Consider the following 16,694-nt stretch of genomic DNA (forward strand, 5'->3'; position numbering starts at 1 on the left):
TGAGTCTTCACATTTCAAGCGAAAACGCTATGGGTTTTTGGAAAGGCCGTTCCACTCGCGGCCTTTCCTAAGAACAGAAGCAGCAGCGATCTAACGACTGCATGCGGGGGAAAAGAGACGGATGGAATATTTTATCCAGCAGCTCCTCAACGGGCTGACGCTTGGCTCTATCTATGGCCTCATCGCCATCGGCTACACCATGGTTTACGGCATTATCGGCATGGTCAATTTTGCCCATGGCGATATTTTCATGCTCGGCGGCTTCGTCGCGCTGATCGTGTTCCTGGTGCTGACCGGCGCGATCGCCGGCGTGCCGGTGGCTGTGGCCCTTCTCATCATGATCATCGTCGCCATGGCTGTGACCAGCCTGTGGAACTGGACGATCGAAAAGATCGCCTATCGTCCGCTGCGCGGCTCGTTCCGGCTCGCGCCGCTGATCACCGCGATCGGCATGTCGATCCTGATCTCGAACTTCGTTCAGGTCACCCAGGGTCCGCGCAACAAGGCGATCCCGGGCATGATCACCGATGTCTACACCTTCGGCGGCGTGTCGCTGTCGCTCAAGCAGATCGTCATCGTCATCCTGACGGCGGTGCTGTTGACCGGTTTCTGGTATCTGGTCAATTACACCTCGCTCGGCCGCGCCCAGCGCGCCACCGAACAGGACCGCAAGATGGCCGCGCTGCTCGGCATCAATGTCGACCGGACGATTTCCATCACCTTCGTGATGGGCGCGGCGCTCGCCGCCGTCGCCGGCGCGATGTATCTGATGTATTACGGCGTCATCTCCTTCGCCGACGGCTTCATTCCGGGCGTCAAGGCCTTCACGGCCGCGGTTCTCGGCGGCATCGGTTCGCTTCCGGGCGCCGTGCTGGGCGGGTTGTTGATCGGTCTCATCGAATCCCTGTGGTCGGCTTATTTCACCATCGACTACAAGGACGTCGCGACCTTCTCGATCCTCGCCATCGTGCTCATCTTCAAGCCGTCGGGCCTGATGGGTCGTCCTGAAGTGGAAAAGGTCTGACAGCCATGCAAAACCTCTCATCAAACAATCAGGCGGCCGGAGCATCTCTGACTGCCCGAGCCCTGCGCGAATCCATCTTCGCCGGCGTGGTGGCTTTTGGCCTCTTCCTGCTGTTCATCGGGCTCGAATCCACCCAGAACATCCATAACGAGCTGATTATCGTCACCCATTGGGTGAAGCTCGCCTTCGTCGTCGGCCTGGTGATGGTGGTGCGGTTCGCGATGATCACGGTCATCAATCCGTGGCTCGCCGCCCGGAAGTCCGCCAAAGACGCTGCGCCGGCCTATGTCGAGGGCGATCCCGTCTCCGGACCCGTGCAGGCCTGGAGGTTCTTCGTCAACAACTTCAGCAAGATCGGTCTCGCCTTCCTGCTGATCTATCCGGCTCTCTGCGTCAGCATCTTCGGCCTGCAGGGCTCGCTGAAGTGGGTCGACAATTTCGGCATTCAGATCCTGATCTATGTGATGCTCGGCTGGGGCCTCAACATCGTGGTCGGCCTCGCCGGTCTGCTCGATCTCGGCTATGTGGCCTTCTATGCGGTCGGCGCCTATTCCTATGCCCTCCTGTCGCAGCATTTCGGCTTCTCCTTCTGGATCCTGCTGCCGCTGGCCGGCATTCTCGCCGCTTTCTGGGGCGTCATTCTCGGCTTCCCGGTTCTGCGCCTGAAGGGCGACTATCTGGCCATCGTGACGCTGGCCTTCGGGGAAATCATCCGATTGGTTCTGATCAACTGGAAGGAAGTCACCAACGGCTCCGCCGGCATTTCCGGCATCCCGAAGGCGTCGATCTTCGGCATCTGGTCCTTCGACGTCGGCGCGGCCAACAACTTCACCAAGGCCTTCGGCCTTCCGATGTCTTCGGTCTACTACAAGATCTTCCTGTTCTATCTCATCCTCGCGCTCTGCCTGTTGACCGCCTATGTGACGATCCGCCTGCGCCGCATGCCGATCGGCCGCGCCTGGGAAGCGCTGCGCGAAGATGAAATCGCCTGCCGCTCGCTTGGCATCAACACGACCAACACCAAGCTGACGGCCTTCGCCATCGGCGCGATGTTCGGCGGTTTCGCGGGCTCCTTCTTCGCGGTGCGTCAGGGCTTCGTGTCGCCCGAATCCTTCGTCTTCCTCGAATCCGCGATCATTCTGGCGATCGTCGTTCTCGGCGGCATGGGGTCTCTGGTCGGCATCGCGGTCGCCGCGGTCGCCATGGTCGGCGGCACCGAACTCCTGCGCAACATGGAGTTCCTCAAGTTGATCTTCGGTCCGGAATTCACGCCCGAACTCTACCGTATGCTGATCTTCGGTTTGGCGATGGTGGTGATCATGGTGTGGAAGCCGCGTGGTTTCGTGGGCAGCCGCGAGCCGACCGCCTTCCTGTTCGAGCGCAAGAACGTCTCGGGCAGTTTCACCAAGGAAGGCCATGGCTGAGGCGGGAGCGATGACAATGGAAAAGACACCCCTGCTCGAAGTCGAGCACCTTTCGATGAAATTCGGCGGCCTGATGGCCATCAACGACCTGTCGTTCAACTGCCATGAAGGCGAGATCACCGCGTTGATCGGTCCCAACGGCGCCGGAAAGACCACCGTGTTCAACTGCATCACCGGCTTCTACAAGCCGACGATGGGCATGATCCGTCTCAATCACGGCCAGGGCCAGACGTTCCAGCTGGAGCAGATGCCGGATTTCCGCATCACCGCGAAAGCCAAGGTCGCCCGCACCTTCCAGAACATCCGGCTCTTCTCGGGTCTGACGGTTCTCGAAAACCTCCTGGTGGCGCAGCACAACAAGCTGATGAAGGCTTCGGGCTTCACCATTCTCGGCCTGCTCGGCATCGGCGGCTACAAAGAAGCCTCCAGGGAATCGATCGAGCTCGCCCGCTATTGGCTGGACAAAGCCGATCTCACCGAGCGCGCCGACGATCCCGCCGGCGATCTGCCCTATGGCGCCCAGCGCCGTCTGGAAATCGCCCGCGCCATGTGTACGGGGCCGAAGCTTCTCTGCCTGGACGAACCGGCCGCCGGCCTCAACCCCAAGGAATCGCTGGCGCTGAACACGCTGTTGCGCTCGATCCGCAAGGAGAGCGAGACGTCGATCCTGCTCATCGAGCATGACATGTCGGTGGTCATGGAAATCTCCGACCATGTCGTGGTGCTCGAATATGGCCGCAAGATTTCCGACGGCACACCGGCGCATGTGAAGTCCGATCCCAAGGTCATCGCCGCCTATCTCGGCGTCGACGACGAAGAAGAAGCCGCCAAGATTGCAGGAGGCGTTGTCTGATGTCCCAGCCTCTTCTCCAGGTCGAGAATGTCGAGACCTATTATGGAAATATCCGCGCGCTCGGCGGCGTCACCGTCACCGCCAATCAGGGCGAAATCGTCACGCTGATCGGGGCTAACGGCGCCGGCAAGTCGACGCTGATGATGACCATCTGCGGCAGCCCGCAGGCCCGCAGCGGCCGGGTTCTGTTCGATGGACGCGACATCACCCGCATGCCGACCCATGAAATCGCCCGGCTGCGCATTGCGCAATCGCCCGAGGGACGGCGCATCTTCCCGCGCATGACCGTGTTCGAAAACCTGCAGATGGGCGCGTCCCTCGACAAGCAGAAATTCTTCGATGAGGACGTGAAGCGGATCTTCGCGCTGTTTCCGCGGCTCGAGGAGCGGCAGTATCAGCGCGGCGGCACGCTTTCGGGCGGCGAGCAGCAGATGCTGTCGATCGGGCGCGCGCTGATGGCGCGGCCGAAGCTGCTGCTTCTCGACGAACCGTCGCTGGGCCTCGCGCCGCTGATCTCCAAGCAGATCTTCGAGGCGATCGGCAAGCTCAACAAGACCGAAGGCCTCACCGTCTTCCTCGTCGAGCAGAACGCGTTCGCCGCCCTCCGGCTCGCCCATCGCGGCTATGTGATGGTCAACGGCCAGGTGACGATGAGCGGCTCCGGCCAGGAGCTTCTCGCCAATCCGGAAGTGCGCGGAGCCTATCTCGAAGGCGGTCATCATTAAGTAGAACAGGGCGGAGAGCATCTTGCGCGCCGCGCGCAATCGGATACTCTCACGCCCGAGGGAGCTTTGAAAATGCAAGGTATTCTCTACGAAGAACCGATCATCTGGGAGTTCTTCCTGGTGACGATCCTGATCGGCGGCTGGACCGCCTGGCGCACCGGCAAGAGCGTCGCCGACAACTGGGGCGAGATCTGGCCGCAGGTGGTGGTCTACATCCTGTTGCTCGGAATCGCCGTCCGCTTCATCCATCACGCGCTCTATGGCGGCACCATGTTCACGCTGCAATATTACGCGGTGGACACCGCTTATCTGATGGTCGTGGCGATCCTCGGCTTCCGCCACACCCGCGCCGGCCAGATGGCGACAAAATACTATTGGCTCTATGAGAAATCCGGCCCGTTCGGCTGGAAGAAAAAGAGCGTTTGACAAGTTTCCATCCGCTGTGAACAGATAGCGGAACGGGGAAAAAAACCCTTGGCGCAAAAGGCGGGCGACGGGGGCAAACAGGAACCAACACGCCTCAAATATTGGGAGTTAAAGATGAAGAAGATGCTTCTCTCCGCCGTGGCCCTGACGGCCATGGTGGCCTTCGGCGGCAACGCCTGGGCCGATCTGCTGATCGGCGTGGCGGGCCCGCTCACCGGACCGAACGCCGCTTTCGGCGCTCAGCTCCAGAAGGGCGCTGAACAGGCGGCGGCCGACATCAATGCGGCCGGCGGCATCAATGGCGAGCAGGTCAAGATCGTGCTCGGCGACGACGTCTCCGACCCGAAGCAGGGTATTTCCGTCGCCAACAAGTTCGTCGGTGACGGCGTGAAGTTCGTGATCGGCCACTTCAACTCGGGCGTTTCCATCCCGGCTTCCGAAGTTTACGCCGAAAACGGCATCTTCCAGATCACCCCGGCCTCCACCAACCCGAACTTCACCGAGCGCGGCCTGTGGAACACCTTCCGCACCTGCGGCCGTGACGACCAGCAGGGCGCAGTGGCCGGCAAGTACATCGCCGACAACTTCAAGGACGCCAAGGTCGCCGTCGTTCACGACAAGACCCCGTACGGCCAGGGTCTCGCCGACGAAACCAAGAAGGCGATGAATGGCCTCGGCATCACCGAAGCGCTCTACGAAGGCATCACGCCCGGCGAAAAGGACTACTCCGCCCTCATCGCCAAGATGAAGGAAGCCGGCGTCTCGATCGTCTACTTCGGTGGCCTGCACACCGAAGCCGGCCTGATCCTGCGTCAGATGGCCGACCAGGGCCTCAAGGCGACCCTGATGTCCGGCGACGGCATCACCTCCAACGAACTGGCTTCGATCGCCGGCGACGCCGTCAACGGCACGCTGATGACCTTCCCGCCGGATCCGCGCAACAACCCGAACGCCGCCGACGCCGTCAAGAAGTTCCGCGACGCCGGTTTCGAGCCAGAAGCCTACACGCTGTACTCCTACGCCGCTCTGCAGATCATTGCCGAAGCCGCCAAGGCTGCCGGCTCCAACGACCCGCAGACGGTCGCTGAAACCGCCAAGGCCAAGGGGCCGTTCAAGACCGTCATCGGCGACATCGGCTTCGACTCCAAGGGCGACATCACCCGTCCGGACTACACGATGTACACCTGGCAGAAGGGCGCCGACGGCAAGTACACCTATCTCGAAAACAAGTAAGCTTCGGCCTACGTTTTCGGACTATCAGACCCGGGGCTTCGGCTCCGGGTTTTTTTGTTTGTGTGCGGCCGTGTTTGCGCTGGAAGCGGCGCAACAAAAAAGGCGCCGTCTCCGGCGCCTTTCGAGATTGACGATATAGGTCGCTTACTTCAGCGCTTCGTTGGTGATGTCGAGCGTATAGGCGCCTTCCGGCTGTTTGGTGATCACCGGGTCCGAGCCGCCGGCCAGCAGCGTGGCGACGGTGCGGTCATAGTCGGCCGGGTCGAGGGCGCCGTTCGAGCCGGCCGTCAGCTTGGCGACTTCCGACATCATGGTCTTCTGATGCTGTTCGGTCTGTGCGCCGGAGGCGTCGTTTTCGAGCACGATGCCGGCTGCTTCGTCCGGATTCTCTTCGGCGTATTTCCAGCCCTTCATCGAGGCGCGCACGAACTTGACCATCTTGGCCTTGAAGGCGTCGTCCTTCAGCTTGTCTTCCAGCACATAGAGACCGTCTTCGAGCGTGGAGACGCCCTGGTCTTCATACTTGAAGGTCACGAGGTCGTCGGCCTTTACGCCGGCTTCGAGGATCTGGTGATACTCGTTATAGGTCATGGTCGAAATGCACTGCGCCTGCTTTTGCAAGAGCGGATCGACGTTGAAGCCCTGCTTCAGCACGGTGATGCCATCAGCGCCGCCTTCGGTTTTGAGGCCGAGTTTGCCCATCCAGGTGAGGAAGGGATATTCATTGCCATAAAACCAGACGCCGATGGTTTTGCCCTTGAAGTCTTCGGGCTTGGTGATGCCGGAATCCTTGGCGCAGGTCAGCATCAGGCCGGAATGCTTGAAGGGCTGGGCGATGTTGACGAGAGCCACGCCCTTTTCGCGGGTGGCCAGCGCCGAGGGCATCCAGTCAACGACGACATCGGCTCCACCGCCGGCGATCACCTGCGCCGGGGCAATGTCCGGGCCGCCCGGCTTGATGTCGACGTCGAGGCCTTCTTCGGTGTAGAAGCCCTTGTCCTTGGCGACGTAATAGCCGGCAAACTGGGCCTGGGTAACCCATTTGAGTTGCAGCGTCACCTTGTCGGCGGCCTGGGCCGACAGTGCTCCGAGCGTCAGGGCGCTCGCGGTCATCAAAAGTGCGATCGTCTTTTTCATGGTGTTTTGTTCCCTCTTTATATTACGCCTGCCCACCACGGACAGACGGATGCCAGAATGTGACCCGCCGCTCGAAGAAGGCGACGAGACCATAAAACAGTGAGCCGACCAGCGCTGCAACGGCGATCTCGGCCCAGACCATGTCGATATTCATGCGCCCGACTTCGGTCGAAATTCGGAAGCCCATTCCGACGATCGGCGTGCCGAAGAATTCCGCCACGATGGCGCCGATCATTGCCAGCGTCGAGTTGATCTTCAGCGCATTGAAAATGAACGGCCAGGCGGCGGGAAGGCGTAGCTTGAGAAGCGTGTTGCGCCAGTCGGCGGCATAGGTGTGCATCAGGTCCCGCTCGATCGACGAGGACGCCTTCAGCCCGGCCAGCGTGTTGATCAGCATCGGGAAGAAGGTCATGATCACCACGACGGCCGCCTTGGACGGCCAGTCGAAGCCGAACCACATCACCATGATCGGGGCGACGCCGACGATCGGCAGCGCCGAGACGAAATTGCCGAGCGGCAGGAAACCGCGCTCCAGGAAAGGCGAGCGGTCGATCAGGATCGCGGCGATGAAGCCCAGGCCGCAGCCCATGACATAACCCGCCAGCACGGCCTTGAAGAAGGTCTGCTGCACATCGGCCCACAGGATCGGAAGGGAGGAAATGAGTCGCGCCCAGATCATCGAGGGCGGCGGCAGCAGCACATGCGGCACGTTGAAGCCGCGTGTCAGGCATTCCCACAGCACCAGAAGTGTCATGCCGAACAAAGCCGGCACCGCGAGATTGGCGGCGCGCGCCAGGGCCGGGCTGGAGAACTTCTGCTTCGTCAGCCAGGCGTTGAAAGCCCAGGCGGCGATCCAGAAGACGAGGCCGAAGAGAATGAGCGACATGTTCATCAGCGCGCGCCCTCCGGTTTTGCGCCCATGGCTTTCATGGTCAGTCTCTCCAGCAGTCCCACCAGAGCCACCAGGCCGGCGGCGACGGCGGACGCCATGAACAGCGCCGCCCAGATCTGCGCCGTCTGGCCGTAATAGGAGCCGGACAGAAGGCGCGCGCCCAAGCCTTCTACCGCCCCCGTCGGCAATTCGCCGACGATGGCGCCGACGAGAGCCGCTGCGATCGCCACTTTCAGCGAGGCGAAGAGATAGGGCACGGAGGCCGGCCAGCGCAGCTTGACGAGCGTCTGTAGCGAACTGGCGTTATAGGTGTGCATCAGGTCGAGCTGGATCTGTTCGGGCGAACGCAAGCCCTTCACCATGCCCACGACGACCGGGAAGAAGCTGAGATAGGTCGAGATCAGCGCCTTGGGCAACAGGCCGGAAATGCCGATCGCATTGAGCACGACGATGATCATCGGCGCGATCGCCAGGACCGGAATGGTCTGGCTGGCGATCACCCAGGGCATCAGCGAGCGATCCATGGCGCGGTTGTGTACGATGCCTACGGCCAGCGCCACGCCGAGCGCCGTTCCCATGCCGAAGCCCGCCAGCGTCGCCGAAATGGTGATCCAGGCGTGATAGACGAGGCTGCGCTTGGAGGTCGGCTTCATTTCGAAGGTGGTTTTCCACCATTCCGCCAGCACCTGGTGCGGGGAGGGCAGAACCGGCCGCTCCTGCGTAAACGTCTTCTTGACCAGTTCGGAGAAGCCGATCTCGCTTCCGGCGCTGGCCGCCTGACTGCGCTCGAAGGGCGCGTTCAGCACGACCACGAAGACGAGCCAGAGCGCGATCAGCGCCGCGACGATCGTCAGCACCGGAAAGGCCTTGTCGCGCAGCCAGATCATGGCGCCACCACTTTGGTCGGCCACATCATCAGCGTCATGGCCACCAGACCGAGCGCAAGGCCCGCGGTCTGGACACCCGTCAGTCGCTCGTTGAAGACCAGGAAGGCGATGATATTGGCGAGGATCAGCTGCGCGATGGCGGAAATCGACACGGCCAGGCCCAGCCCGCCTTCGCGCATGAGCCGGAGCATGATCAGATTGCCGATGATGTAAAGGCTCATCGACAAGAGCACCCAGAGCCAGTTTGCGGTGGCGACATAGGTGCGCGATGCGGTTGCGGCGCCGACAAAAATGACCGCGGAGACGGAGAGCCAGAGAAGGAAACCCGCTTTCATCGACCGCTTCTCCCGCGCATGCGTGTAAGGGGACTATTCGTCATAGGAATGTCCCGCTCTCAAGCCCTCGCGAACGCGATGGGCGATTTCCAGAAATTCCGGGCTTTCGCGGATTTCGAGCGGACGCTCCCGGGGCAGGGTGGATTCGATCACATCGGTGACGCGGCCGGGCCTGGGGCTCATCACCACGATCTTGGTGGAGAGATAGACGGCTTCCGGAATGGAATGGGTGACGAAACAGATCGTCTTGTTGGTGCGGTCCCAGAGCTTCAGGAGCTGTTCGTTGAGATGGTCGCGGACGATTTCGTCGAGCGCGCCGAATGGCTCGTCCATCAGCAGCAGATCGGCGTCGAAGGCCAGCGCGCGGGCGATGGAGGCGCGCTGCTGCATGCCGCCCGACAGCTGCCAGGGATACTTCTTGCCGAAGCCCGAGAGATTGACGAGATCGAGCGTGCGCTCGATGCGTTGTTTCTGCTCCGACTTTGCGTAGCCCATGATTTCGAGCGGCAGCGCGATATTCTCTTCGATCGTCCGCCAGGGATAGAGCGCCGCCGCCTGGAAGACATAGCCATAGGCGCGGCTCTTGCGGGCGTTCTCAGGCGTCATGCCGTTGATCAGGATCGAGCCAGACGTCGGCTTTTCGAGATCGGCGATCACGCGCAGGAATGTCGTCTTGCCGCAGCCCGAGGGGCCGATGAAGGAGACGAAATCGCCCTTGTTGACGTCGAGATCGACGCCGGTCAGCGCGGTGACTGGGCCGTCATTGGTCGGAAAGACCAGGCCGAGATCGCGCGCCGTCACCACTGGTGTTTTAGAAGTGGACATGTGCACCCAGTATCATGATTATTCTCCCCTGGCGGTTGATCCGCTCTGTCTTGGTTCGAAGGAGATTTGGTTTATGTCATCATCCCCCGCGTCCGATTGCAAGCTGATCCGCCCCGCCATCCCCTATGACGGTAAGCAGGGCTTTTCCTATCTCGAGGGTATTTCCAAGGAGTCCTCCGGCGCGCAGGGCATCGCGATGATGCTCTTGACCGTGCCGCCCGGCGGACGCGCCAAGGCGCATATGCATGAGGGGCACGAGACGGCGATCTTCGTGCTCTCCGGCGAAGTCGAATGCTTCTACGGCCCCAATCTTGAACACCGCGTCGTCACCAAAGCCGGCGACATGTTCTACATCCCCGCCGGCATGCCGCATCTTCCGGTCAACCGATCCCAGACGGAGAGCTGTTCGGCGGTCATCGCGCGGACGGACCCGAACGAGCAGGAGAGCGTGGTGTTGTTGCCGGCGTTGGAGAGGCTGGCGGATTGAGAGCTCATGCCGCCCGTTCTCCCCCCTTGTGGGGGAGATGTCGCGAAGCGACAGAGGGGGGTATATCACCGGACGCGACCTCATCTGAATTTATCCGTCCCGACGGCGCGGACGATCATTTCACAGACATCGTCGATATGGGTCAGCACGTCCGTGTTCCAGAAACGAAGAATAGTCCAGCCGTCCCTCTCAAATCTCAGGGTTCGCGCCGCATCATAGACGCGTTGCTCTGCGTGCCCATGCTGTGATCCGTCCACCTCGATGATCAAGCGATGTTCCAGACAAGCGAAGTCGGCAATGTAGCCGCCAAGAGGAAACTGACGCCGAAAACCAAGTCCCATTAGGCGATGCCCTCGGATTTGACTCCAGAGCTTCCGTTCGGCGTCGGTCATGTCTCGCCGCAGGGTTTTGGCGTTTCGGCGAAGTTTAGGAGCAACAGATGCATGCGGCATGCTTGTCCTCCTGGGGAATACCCCCCTCTGTCGCTTCGCGACATCTCCCCCACAAGGGGGGAGAGTGGCGCCGCCGATGTTCGCCATGCCGCTCAGCATCGCGCCTTACACCCCGCTTGCCGGTATCCCCATTCGTTCCACCTTGCGCGGCGCAACCAGCTCTTTCCAGGTCGACAGCGCCTTGTTCACCGCCGTGAAGGGTTCGCGCTTGACGAACTGACCATGGCCCTCGCGGGTTTTGATAGTCGCTTCCTCGATCGCCACCTCGCCGCGGGTCAGTGTGAAGCGCGGCAGGCCGGTGACTTGCTTGCCTTCGAAGACATTGTAGTCGATCGCCGACTGCTGGGTCTTGGCCGAGATGGTCTTGGAGCGCTTGGGGTCCCACACCACGATGTCGGCGTCGGCGCCCACGAGGATCGCGCCCTTCTTCGGATAGATGTTGAGGATCTTGGCGATGTTGGTCGAGGTGACCGCGACGAATTCGTTCATGGTCAGGCGGCCGGTCGCGACGCCGTGGGTCCAGAGCATCGGCATGCGATCCTCAAGCCCGCCGGTGCCGTTGGGGATCTTGGCGAAATTGCCGAGGCCGAAGCGCTTCTGCTCGGTGGTGAAGGCGCAATGGTCGGTGGCGACGCAGGAGAGCGAGCCCGATTGCAGGCCGGCCCAAAGACTGTCCTGATGCGCCTTGGAGCGGAAGGGCGGGCTCATCACACGGCGGGCGGCGTGGTCCCAGTCCTTGTCGAAATATTCGCTCTCGTCGAGCGTTAGATGCTGGATCAGCGGTTCGCCATAGACGCGCATGCCCTTCTGGCGGGCGCGGCGGATGGCTTCATGGGCCTGCTCACAGGAAGTGTGCACCACATACAGCGGCACGCCGGCCATGTCGGCCAGCATGATGGCGCGGTTGGTTGCTTCGCCTTCCACTTCCGGCGGGCGCGAATAGGCATGCGCTTCGGGGCCATTGTTCCCTTCAGCCAGCAGCTTGGCCGTCATGGAGGCGACGACGTCGCCGTTTTCGGCATGCACCAGCGGCAGGGCGCCGAGTTCGGCGCAGCGCTGGAAGGAGGCGAACATTTCGTCGTCATTCACCATCAGCGCGCCCTTATAGGCCATGAAATGCTTGAAGGTGTTGATGCCCCTGTCCTGGACGACCGTCTTCATCTCGTCGAAGATGCGCTCGTTCCAGCCGGTGATCGCCATGTGAAAGGAATAGTCGGCATTGGCCCGCGAGGTCTTGTTGTCCCACATCGTCAGGGCCTCGAGCAGCGATTGATCCGGCGCCGGCAAGCAGAAATCCACCACCATGGTCGTGCCGCCGGCGAGGCCTGCGCGCGTGCCGCTTTCGAAATCATCGGCGGAATAGGTGCCCATGAACGGCATTTCGAGATGCACATGCGGATCGATGCCGCCGGGCATGATGTAGCAGCCGGTCGCGTCGAGCGTCTTGTCGCCGGAAAGGCTCTGGCCGATCTCGACGATCACGCCGCCCTCGATCTTCACGTCCGCCTTGTAGGTCAGGTCGGCGGTGACGACTGTGCCGTTCTTGATGACTGTGATGGTCATGCGTTCTCTCCCTCCGAACGTGCAATGTTATTGCTGTGATGCAGCGGATTTCGCGGCGTTGGCGCGTTGAAGTAGATCGGTACCTCGAAGGAAAGTTTGCTTGTGTTTTCGCTGTTGGCGCCTGCTTTGAGTTCGCCAAACGAAAGCACCTTTATGCCGCCGCCACCTTCGACTGAAACCGTTACAGAGACTTCGAACCTAATGTCGTGCGCCTGCTCTATGCGCTTGCCGTTGACATAGTCGGGCGCAATGTAAAGCATTGATTGTTTTTGGGCTTCGACCACGCCGTTGGTAATATCGAGCAAGCTCTGCTTAACGAACTCGTCGAGTTTCATGCCGTGCCTCCCTTGCCTTTAAATTGATGGCCTAATAGGGAGCGCGTAAAGCGTTGCTTCACGCGGCCTTGTCTAAACGTCGACCAGATCCAATCGCTTTTCAATGCGGCTGAGGCGTTCATCCAGACGGTCGAGACGTCCGGACAGGCCCGCATTCTGTGCCGTGAGGCCGCCGATCTGATATTCGAGAACGCCGAGACGGGCTTTGACTTCCGACATGTCGTCGGAAAGCCGTTCCATCTTTCCCCGGATGGCGCGCAGATGTTCGAGTACGAGATTGTCAGTGGACATTGCGGTTCCCCGCGTTGGGTCTTCTCCACCAAAGATAGAGCGAAACCTTTCACTCCACAATCCCCGCCGTCTCCACCACCGCGCGCAGCAGCACATCGGCGCCGGCGGCGGCCCAGTCCTTGGAGATCTCTTCCGCCTCGTTATGGCTGAGGCCGTCGACGCAGGGGCAGAAGATCATCGTGGCGGGCGCGACCTTGGCGGCCCAGCAAGCGTCGTGGCCCGCGCCGGAGATGATGTCCATATGGCTGTAGCCGAGATCTTCCGCCGCCTTGCGCACCGAGGCGACCAGGGTCGGATCGAAGGTGACGGGATCGAAATGGCCGACCGCCTCGACGGAATAGCCGACGCCGAGGGCCGAGCAAATCTCGGCGGCTTCCTTCTCGATGCGGGCGCGCATGCCGTCGAGCTTGGTCTGGTCGGGCGAGCGGATATCGACGGTGAAGATCACCGTGCCGGGCAGCACGTTGCGGGAGTTCGGCGAAAACTTCACCTGTCCGACGCCGCCGACGCAGCCCGGTTGGTTGTCCATCGCCACCGTCTGGACCATTTCCATGATCCGGGCCATGGCGAGGCCGGCATTGACTCGATGGCTCATCGGGGTGGAGCCGGTATGGGCTTCCTTGCCGCTCAGCGTGAATTCCAGCCACCACAGGCCCTGGCAATGGGTGACGACGCCGATCTGCTTGTTCTCGGCCTCCAGAAGCGGGCCCTGCTCGATGTGATATTCGAAATAGGCGTGCATCTTGCGCGCGCCGACCTCTTCCTCGCCCAGCCAGCCGATGCGCCTGAGTTCGTCGCCATAGGTCTTGCCGTCCGGGTCCTTGCGCGAATAGGCATGCTCCAGCGTATGGACGCCGGCGAAGACGCCGGAGGCGAGCATGGCGGGGGCAAAGCGGGCTCCCTCCTCATTGGCCCAGTTGGTCACGACGATCGGATGCTTCGTCTTGATGCCGAGATCGTTCATCGAGCGGACGACTTCGAGCCCGGCCAGCACGCCGAGCACGCCGTCATATTTGCCGCCGGTGGGCTGGGTGTCGAGATGGCTGCCGACATAAACCGGCAGCGCGTCGGGATCGGTTCCCGGTCGGGTCATGAACATCGTGCCCATCTTGTCGACGCCCATGGTCAGGCCCGCCTCGTCGCACCAGCGCTTGAACAGGTGGCGGCCTTCGCCGTCTTCATCCGTCAGCGTCTGGCGATTGTTGCCGCCGGCCACGCCGGGGCCGATCTTGGCCATCTCCATCAGCGAATCCCAGAGACGGTCGCTGTTGATGCGCATGTTTTCGCCGGGTGCAGTCACGATTACTCTCCCTCGCGGCCTGAAGGCCTCATTCTCGCGGGCGGTGTTCCGCTCCGTATGGTTCCCATGGTCGGTCAAAGCGTTGTTTTTCTTGTTCGCCTTTACTGAACAGTTGCACGAAGTTGCCTTTTGTTCAATAATTTGACCGTTTGGTAAACATTACAACTTCCAGCGTCCTGCTCAAGACGAAAAACGAGGTTCTGCCTAAAATTTTTTCGGTTGAAAAGTTGGCGCAAAAATTCATCAATACCACGATGTTCCCGCCGGCGACGGACAGGGGAGCGGGAGCCGCCAGAGATGCCCATACCCAGAGCCGCACAGACGCAGCGCCGGACGCGAATACAGGAAGAGAAAGAGGAGCAGATCCTCGAAGCGGCGCTCGATGTCTTCTCCCAGCACGGCTTCAAGGGCGCGACCATCGATCACATCGCCGAGGTCGCCGGCATGTCCAAGCCCAATCTTCTCTATTATTTCCGCACCAAGGAGGCGATGCACCGGGCGCTGATCGAACGCGTGCTCGACACCTGGCTCGATCCTCTCCGGGCCTTCGACGCCGAAGGCAATCCCGAGAGCGAAATCCGCTCCTATATCCGGCGCAAGCTGGAGATGGCGCGCGATTATCCGCGCGAGAGCCGGCTCTTCGCCAATGAAGTTCTGCGGGGCGCGCCGTTGATCGAAGACGAGCTCAAGGGGCCGCTCAAACAACTGGTCGATGAGAAAGCCGAGGTCATCAGGGCCTGGGCCAAGGCCGGCAAGATTGCCAAATGCGATCCCTATCACCTGATCTTCTCGATCTGGTCGACCACCCAGCATTACGCCGACTTCGACGTTCAGGTTCGCGCCGTGCTCGGTCAGGAGAAGGATGGCGATGGTCGTTTCGAGGACGCCGCCCGGTTTCTCGAGCAACTGTTCATGGGCGGGCTGAGCATTCGGGCCTGAGAGGTCAATAATGATGCCGGCATTGGGCGATCAGCAGACACTGTTCGCTCGGGCGGTAAACGAGGCGATGCTCCGCATCGATGCGTCGCGACCCCCAGCCCCTCAACTCGCCGCGCAACGGCTCCGGTTTACCGACGCCCTGGAAAGGCCGGCGGCTGGCGTCCTTGATGAGCAGATTGACCCGCGCCAGGATCTTTCCATCAGTCGCCTGCCAGTAGAGATAGTCTTCTCAGGCGCGTTCGTGGAAGATCAGTTTCACTCGGAAAGTTCTCGCGCCTCGCCCTTGCCGTCATCAAGCTCCCGGACGGCTTCAAGAAGCCGTTCTGCATTTTGCGGGTTCTTGAGGAGATGGGCCGTTTCCTCATAAGAGGCGAAGTCTTCCACCGACATCAGCACTGCCGCCGGCTTGCCGCGATCACGGGTGATCAGCACAGGCGCACGGTCGTCCGTCACACTGTCGAGGACGGCGGCAAGGTTTTTCCGGAGGTCGCTGTAGGATGTCGAACGCATTCGACTATTGTACTCGTACAAGTACGCAATACAAGCTTCAGTCCGGTAACAAGCCCATGATTAGCAGGCCGCACGCGGTCGTAAGAGCCCCCGCCATCACCGACGCGCTCACCCAGCCATGGCCGAGCAGCCCTTGCTGGAGAATGATGAAACTCGGGGTCAGATAGCCATAGCCCAGCACTTTCGACGCGGGCAGTCTGAGCGAGGCGTATTGCAGCAGCAGGAAGGTGATAATGGTGGTGACCACCGCGAGATAAGCGATGGCGATCCAGGCGATGGCCGGAACCGTCGCGAAATCCACCGCCGTCAGCGAGGGCGCGCCGACCGGCAGCAGCCAGAGGCAGGTGGCGGCCACCGCCCAGAAGGCGAACTGATAGGCGGCCTCGCCACGGTTGAATTTGCGCAGCAGCGGCGCATAGGCGGCGTGGCAGATCACGCCGACGAAATAGATCAACTCGCCCTGGCCGATATCGAAGGCGAGAAGAGCGGTTATGTCGCCGCGGAAGACCACCCAGATCGCGCCCGAGGCGGCGACGATGAGGCTGATGAGCACGCCCGGCCGTGTCGTCTGCCGCAGGAACAGCCAGGAAAACCCGGCGCTCAACAGCGGCATCATGGTGAAGACAGCCCCAGTCGAGACGGCGGAGGTGAATTCCAGCGCCTTGAACATCGTGCTCATATAGATGGCCATCAACAGGCCGAGAATGAGGAAGCGCCAGGGGCGGCCGGGATAGGTGAGCGGCGCCCTCAGCAGAAACAGGCCGGCGCCCGCCATCACCGCCACCGCCAGCACATAGCGCAGACTGTTGATGGCGTAGCCGGGCAGAACGGCGGTCGCGGCCTTGCCGAGCGTGAAGGAACCCGCGATCAACACGGCGAACAGCAGCATGGCGAGATGCGCCATCAGCTTTTCCTTGCCGACGGCATGGCTGTTGCCGGCCCGCAAAATCGGTTTGGGCGTTTGGCTCATGCTCGTCCTCCCTTGCGGTTATGCCCGCGTCAGAAGCGCTTCTGCACCAGCCCGGTCGCTCTCGCAAGCCGGGCATGGGCCCGGGC

At 61.4% G+C, this 16,694-nt stretch carries 20 protein-coding genes and 1 pseudogene; 8 read left to right on the forward strand and 13 right to left on the reverse strand.

Annotated elements, in window-relative coordinates:
• Positions 1-121: 121 nt before the first annotated feature.
• From OCK01_RS10685 to OCK01_RS10710, 6 genes are all read left to right on the forward strand, one after another.
• Positions 122-1,024 (forward strand): branched-chain amino acid ABC transporter permease, encoded by a 903-nt coding sequence (locus OCK01_RS10685; protein ID WP_182828483.1) that lies wholly within the window; start codon positions 122-124, stop codon positions 1,022-1,024.
• A 5-nt stretch (positions 1,025-1,029) separates the two neighbouring features.
• Positions 1,030-2,448 (forward strand): high-affinity branched-chain amino acid ABC transporter permease LivM, encoded by a 1,419-nt coding sequence (gene livM / locus OCK01_RS10690; protein WP_263823910.1) that lies wholly within the window; start codon positions 1,030-1,032, stop codon positions 2,446-2,448.
• Positions 2,441-3,301: an ABC transporter ATP-binding protein gene (locus tag OCK01_RS10695; RefSeq protein WP_412178996.1), complete on the forward strand. Its 861-nt coding sequence runs from the start codon at positions 2,441-2,443 to the stop codon at positions 3,299-3,301. The genes livM and OCK01_RS10695 overlap by 8 nt, the downstream gene beginning before the upstream one ends.
• Positions 3,301-4,026, forward strand: coding sequence for an ABC transporter ATP-binding protein (locus OCK01_RS10700; RefSeq protein ID WP_263823912.1), 726 nt, complete (start codon positions 3,301-3,303; stop codon positions 4,024-4,026). The genes OCK01_RS10695 and OCK01_RS10700 overlap by 1 nt, the downstream gene beginning before the upstream one ends.
• Positions 4,027-4,098: 72 nt before the next feature.
• Positions 4,099-4,452: a DUF6867 family protein gene (locus tag OCK01_RS10705; protein WP_182828486.1), complete on the forward strand. Its 354-nt coding sequence runs from the start codon at positions 4,099-4,101 to the stop codon at positions 4,450-4,452.
• Positions 4,453-4,566: 114 nt separating this feature from the next.
• Positions 4,567-5,685 (forward strand): branched-chain amino acid ABC transporter substrate-binding protein, encoded by a 1,119-nt coding sequence (locus OCK01_RS10710; protein WP_263823913.1) that lies wholly within the window; start codon positions 4,567-4,569, stop codon positions 5,683-5,685.
• A 144-nt stretch (positions 5,686-5,829) separates the two neighbouring features.
• Here the strand turns inward: OCK01_RS10710 and OCK01_RS10715 are convergent, their stop codons facing one another.
• From OCK01_RS10715 to OCK01_RS10735, 5 genes are read right to left on the reverse strand one after another with little or no spacing between them, the layout of a single operon-like run.
• Positions 5,830-6,822 (reverse strand): ABC transporter substrate-binding protein, encoded by a 993-nt coding sequence (locus tag OCK01_RS10715; protein WP_263823914.1) that lies wholly within the window; start codon positions 6,820-6,822, stop codon positions 5,830-5,832.
• 22 nt (positions 6,823-6,844) lie between these two features.
• On the reverse strand, positions 6,845-7,714 hold the full coding sequence (locus OCK01_RS10720) for an ABC transporter permease (protein ID WP_263823915.1): 870 nt from the start codon (positions 7,712-7,714) through the stop codon (positions 6,845-6,847).
• A complete protein-coding gene (locus OCK01_RS10725; protein WP_263823916.1) occupies positions 7,714-8,601 on the reverse strand; it encodes an ABC transporter permease in 888 nt (295 codons plus the stop codon). The genes OCK01_RS10720 and OCK01_RS10725 overlap by 1 nt, the downstream gene beginning before the upstream one ends.
• A complete protein-coding gene (locus tag OCK01_RS10730; RefSeq protein WP_263823917.1) occupies positions 8,598-8,936 on the reverse strand; it encodes a hypothetical protein in 339 nt (112 codons plus the stop codon). Before OCK01_RS10730 ends, OCK01_RS10725 begins: the two co-directional genes overlap by 4 nt.
• 33 nt (positions 8,937-8,969) lie before the next feature.
• A complete protein-coding gene (locus OCK01_RS10735; RefSeq protein WP_263823918.1) occupies positions 8,970-9,761 on the reverse strand; it encodes an ABC transporter ATP-binding protein in 792 nt (263 codons plus the stop codon).
• Between the two features lie 73 nt (positions 9,762-9,834).
• Here OCK01_RS10735 and OCK01_RS10740 point away from each other — a divergent pair, with 73 nt between their 5' ends.
• The gene (locus tag OCK01_RS10740; RefSeq protein ID WP_263823919.1) at positions 9,835-10,248 is read left to right on the forward strand and encodes a cupin domain-containing protein; all 414 of its coding nucleotides are present in this window, start codon (positions 9,835-9,837) and stop codon (positions 10,246-10,248) included.
• Between the two features lie 80 nt (positions 10,249-10,328).
• Here OCK01_RS10740 and OCK01_RS10745 read toward each other — a convergent pair whose 3' ends face one another.
• The 5 genes from OCK01_RS10745 to OCK01_RS10765 all read right to left on the reverse strand — a co-directional run bounded on the left by OCK01_RS10745 (position 10,329) and on the right by OCK01_RS10765 (position 14,189).
• Positions 10,329-10,700 carry an endonuclease domain-containing protein gene (locus tag OCK01_RS10745; protein ID WP_263823920.1) on the reverse strand — a complete coding sequence of 124 codons (372 nt, stop codon included), beginning with the start codon at positions 10,698-10,700 and terminating at the stop codon, positions 10,329-10,331.
• Positions 10,701-10,805: 105 nt separating this feature from the next.
• Positions 10,806-12,263, reverse strand: a complete 1,458-nt coding sequence (gene hydA, locus OCK01_RS10750) for a dihydropyrimidinase (protein WP_263823921.1) — start codon at positions 12,261-12,263, stop codon at positions 10,806-10,808.
• On the reverse strand, positions 12,260-12,598 hold the full coding sequence (locus tag OCK01_RS10755; RefSeq protein WP_263823922.1) for a hypothetical protein: 339 nt from the start codon (positions 12,596-12,598) through the stop codon (positions 12,260-12,262). The genes hydA and OCK01_RS10755 overlap by 4 nt, the downstream gene beginning before the upstream one ends.
• Before the next feature lie 72 nt (positions 12,599-12,670).
• A complete protein-coding gene (locus tag OCK01_RS10760; RefSeq protein WP_263823923.1) occupies positions 12,671-12,889 on the reverse strand; it encodes a hypothetical protein in 219 nt (72 codons plus the stop codon).
• 49 nt (positions 12,890-12,938) lie between these two features.
• On the reverse strand, positions 12,939-14,189 hold the full coding sequence (locus OCK01_RS10765; RefSeq protein ID WP_263823924.1) for a Zn-dependent hydrolase: 1,251 nt from the start codon (positions 14,187-14,189) through the stop codon (positions 12,939-12,941).
• A gap of 297 nt (positions 14,190-14,486) precedes the next feature.
• Between OCK01_RS10765 and OCK01_RS10770 the strand changes: the two genes are divergently transcribed.
• Positions 14,487-15,128 (forward strand): TetR/AcrR family transcriptional regulator, encoded by a 642-nt coding sequence (locus tag OCK01_RS10770; protein WP_263823925.1) that lies wholly within the window; start codon positions 14,487-14,489, stop codon positions 15,126-15,128.
• Between the two features lie 4 nt (positions 15,129-15,132).
• On the opposite strand, the pseudogene OCK01_RS10775 reads toward OCK01_RS10770, so the two are convergent.
• From OCK01_RS10775 to OCK01_RS10785, 3 genes and pseudogenes are all read right to left on the reverse strand, one after another.
• A pseudogene (locus OCK01_RS10775) lies at positions 15,133-15,387 on the reverse strand (Txe/YoeB family addiction module toxin).
• Positions 15,384-15,638, reverse strand: coding sequence for a type II toxin-antitoxin system Phd/YefM family antitoxin (locus OCK01_RS10780; RefSeq protein ID WP_182828497.1), 255 nt, complete (start codon positions 15,636-15,638; stop codon positions 15,384-15,386). The pseudogene OCK01_RS10775 and the gene OCK01_RS10780 overlap by 4 nt, the downstream one beginning before the upstream one ends.
• A 37-nt stretch (positions 15,639-15,675) precedes the next feature.
• Positions 15,676-16,608 (reverse strand): DMT family transporter, encoded by a 933-nt coding sequence (locus tag OCK01_RS10785; protein WP_263823926.1) that lies wholly within the window; start codon positions 16,606-16,608, stop codon positions 15,676-15,678.
• Between the last annotated feature and the right edge of the window lie 86 nt (positions 16,609-16,694).

The sequence above is a fragment of the Rhizobium sp. TRM95796 genome (genome assembly GCF_025779995.1).
Classification (GTDB): Bacteria; Pseudomonadota; Alphaproteobacteria; order Rhizobiales; family Rhizobiaceae; genus Rhizobium_E.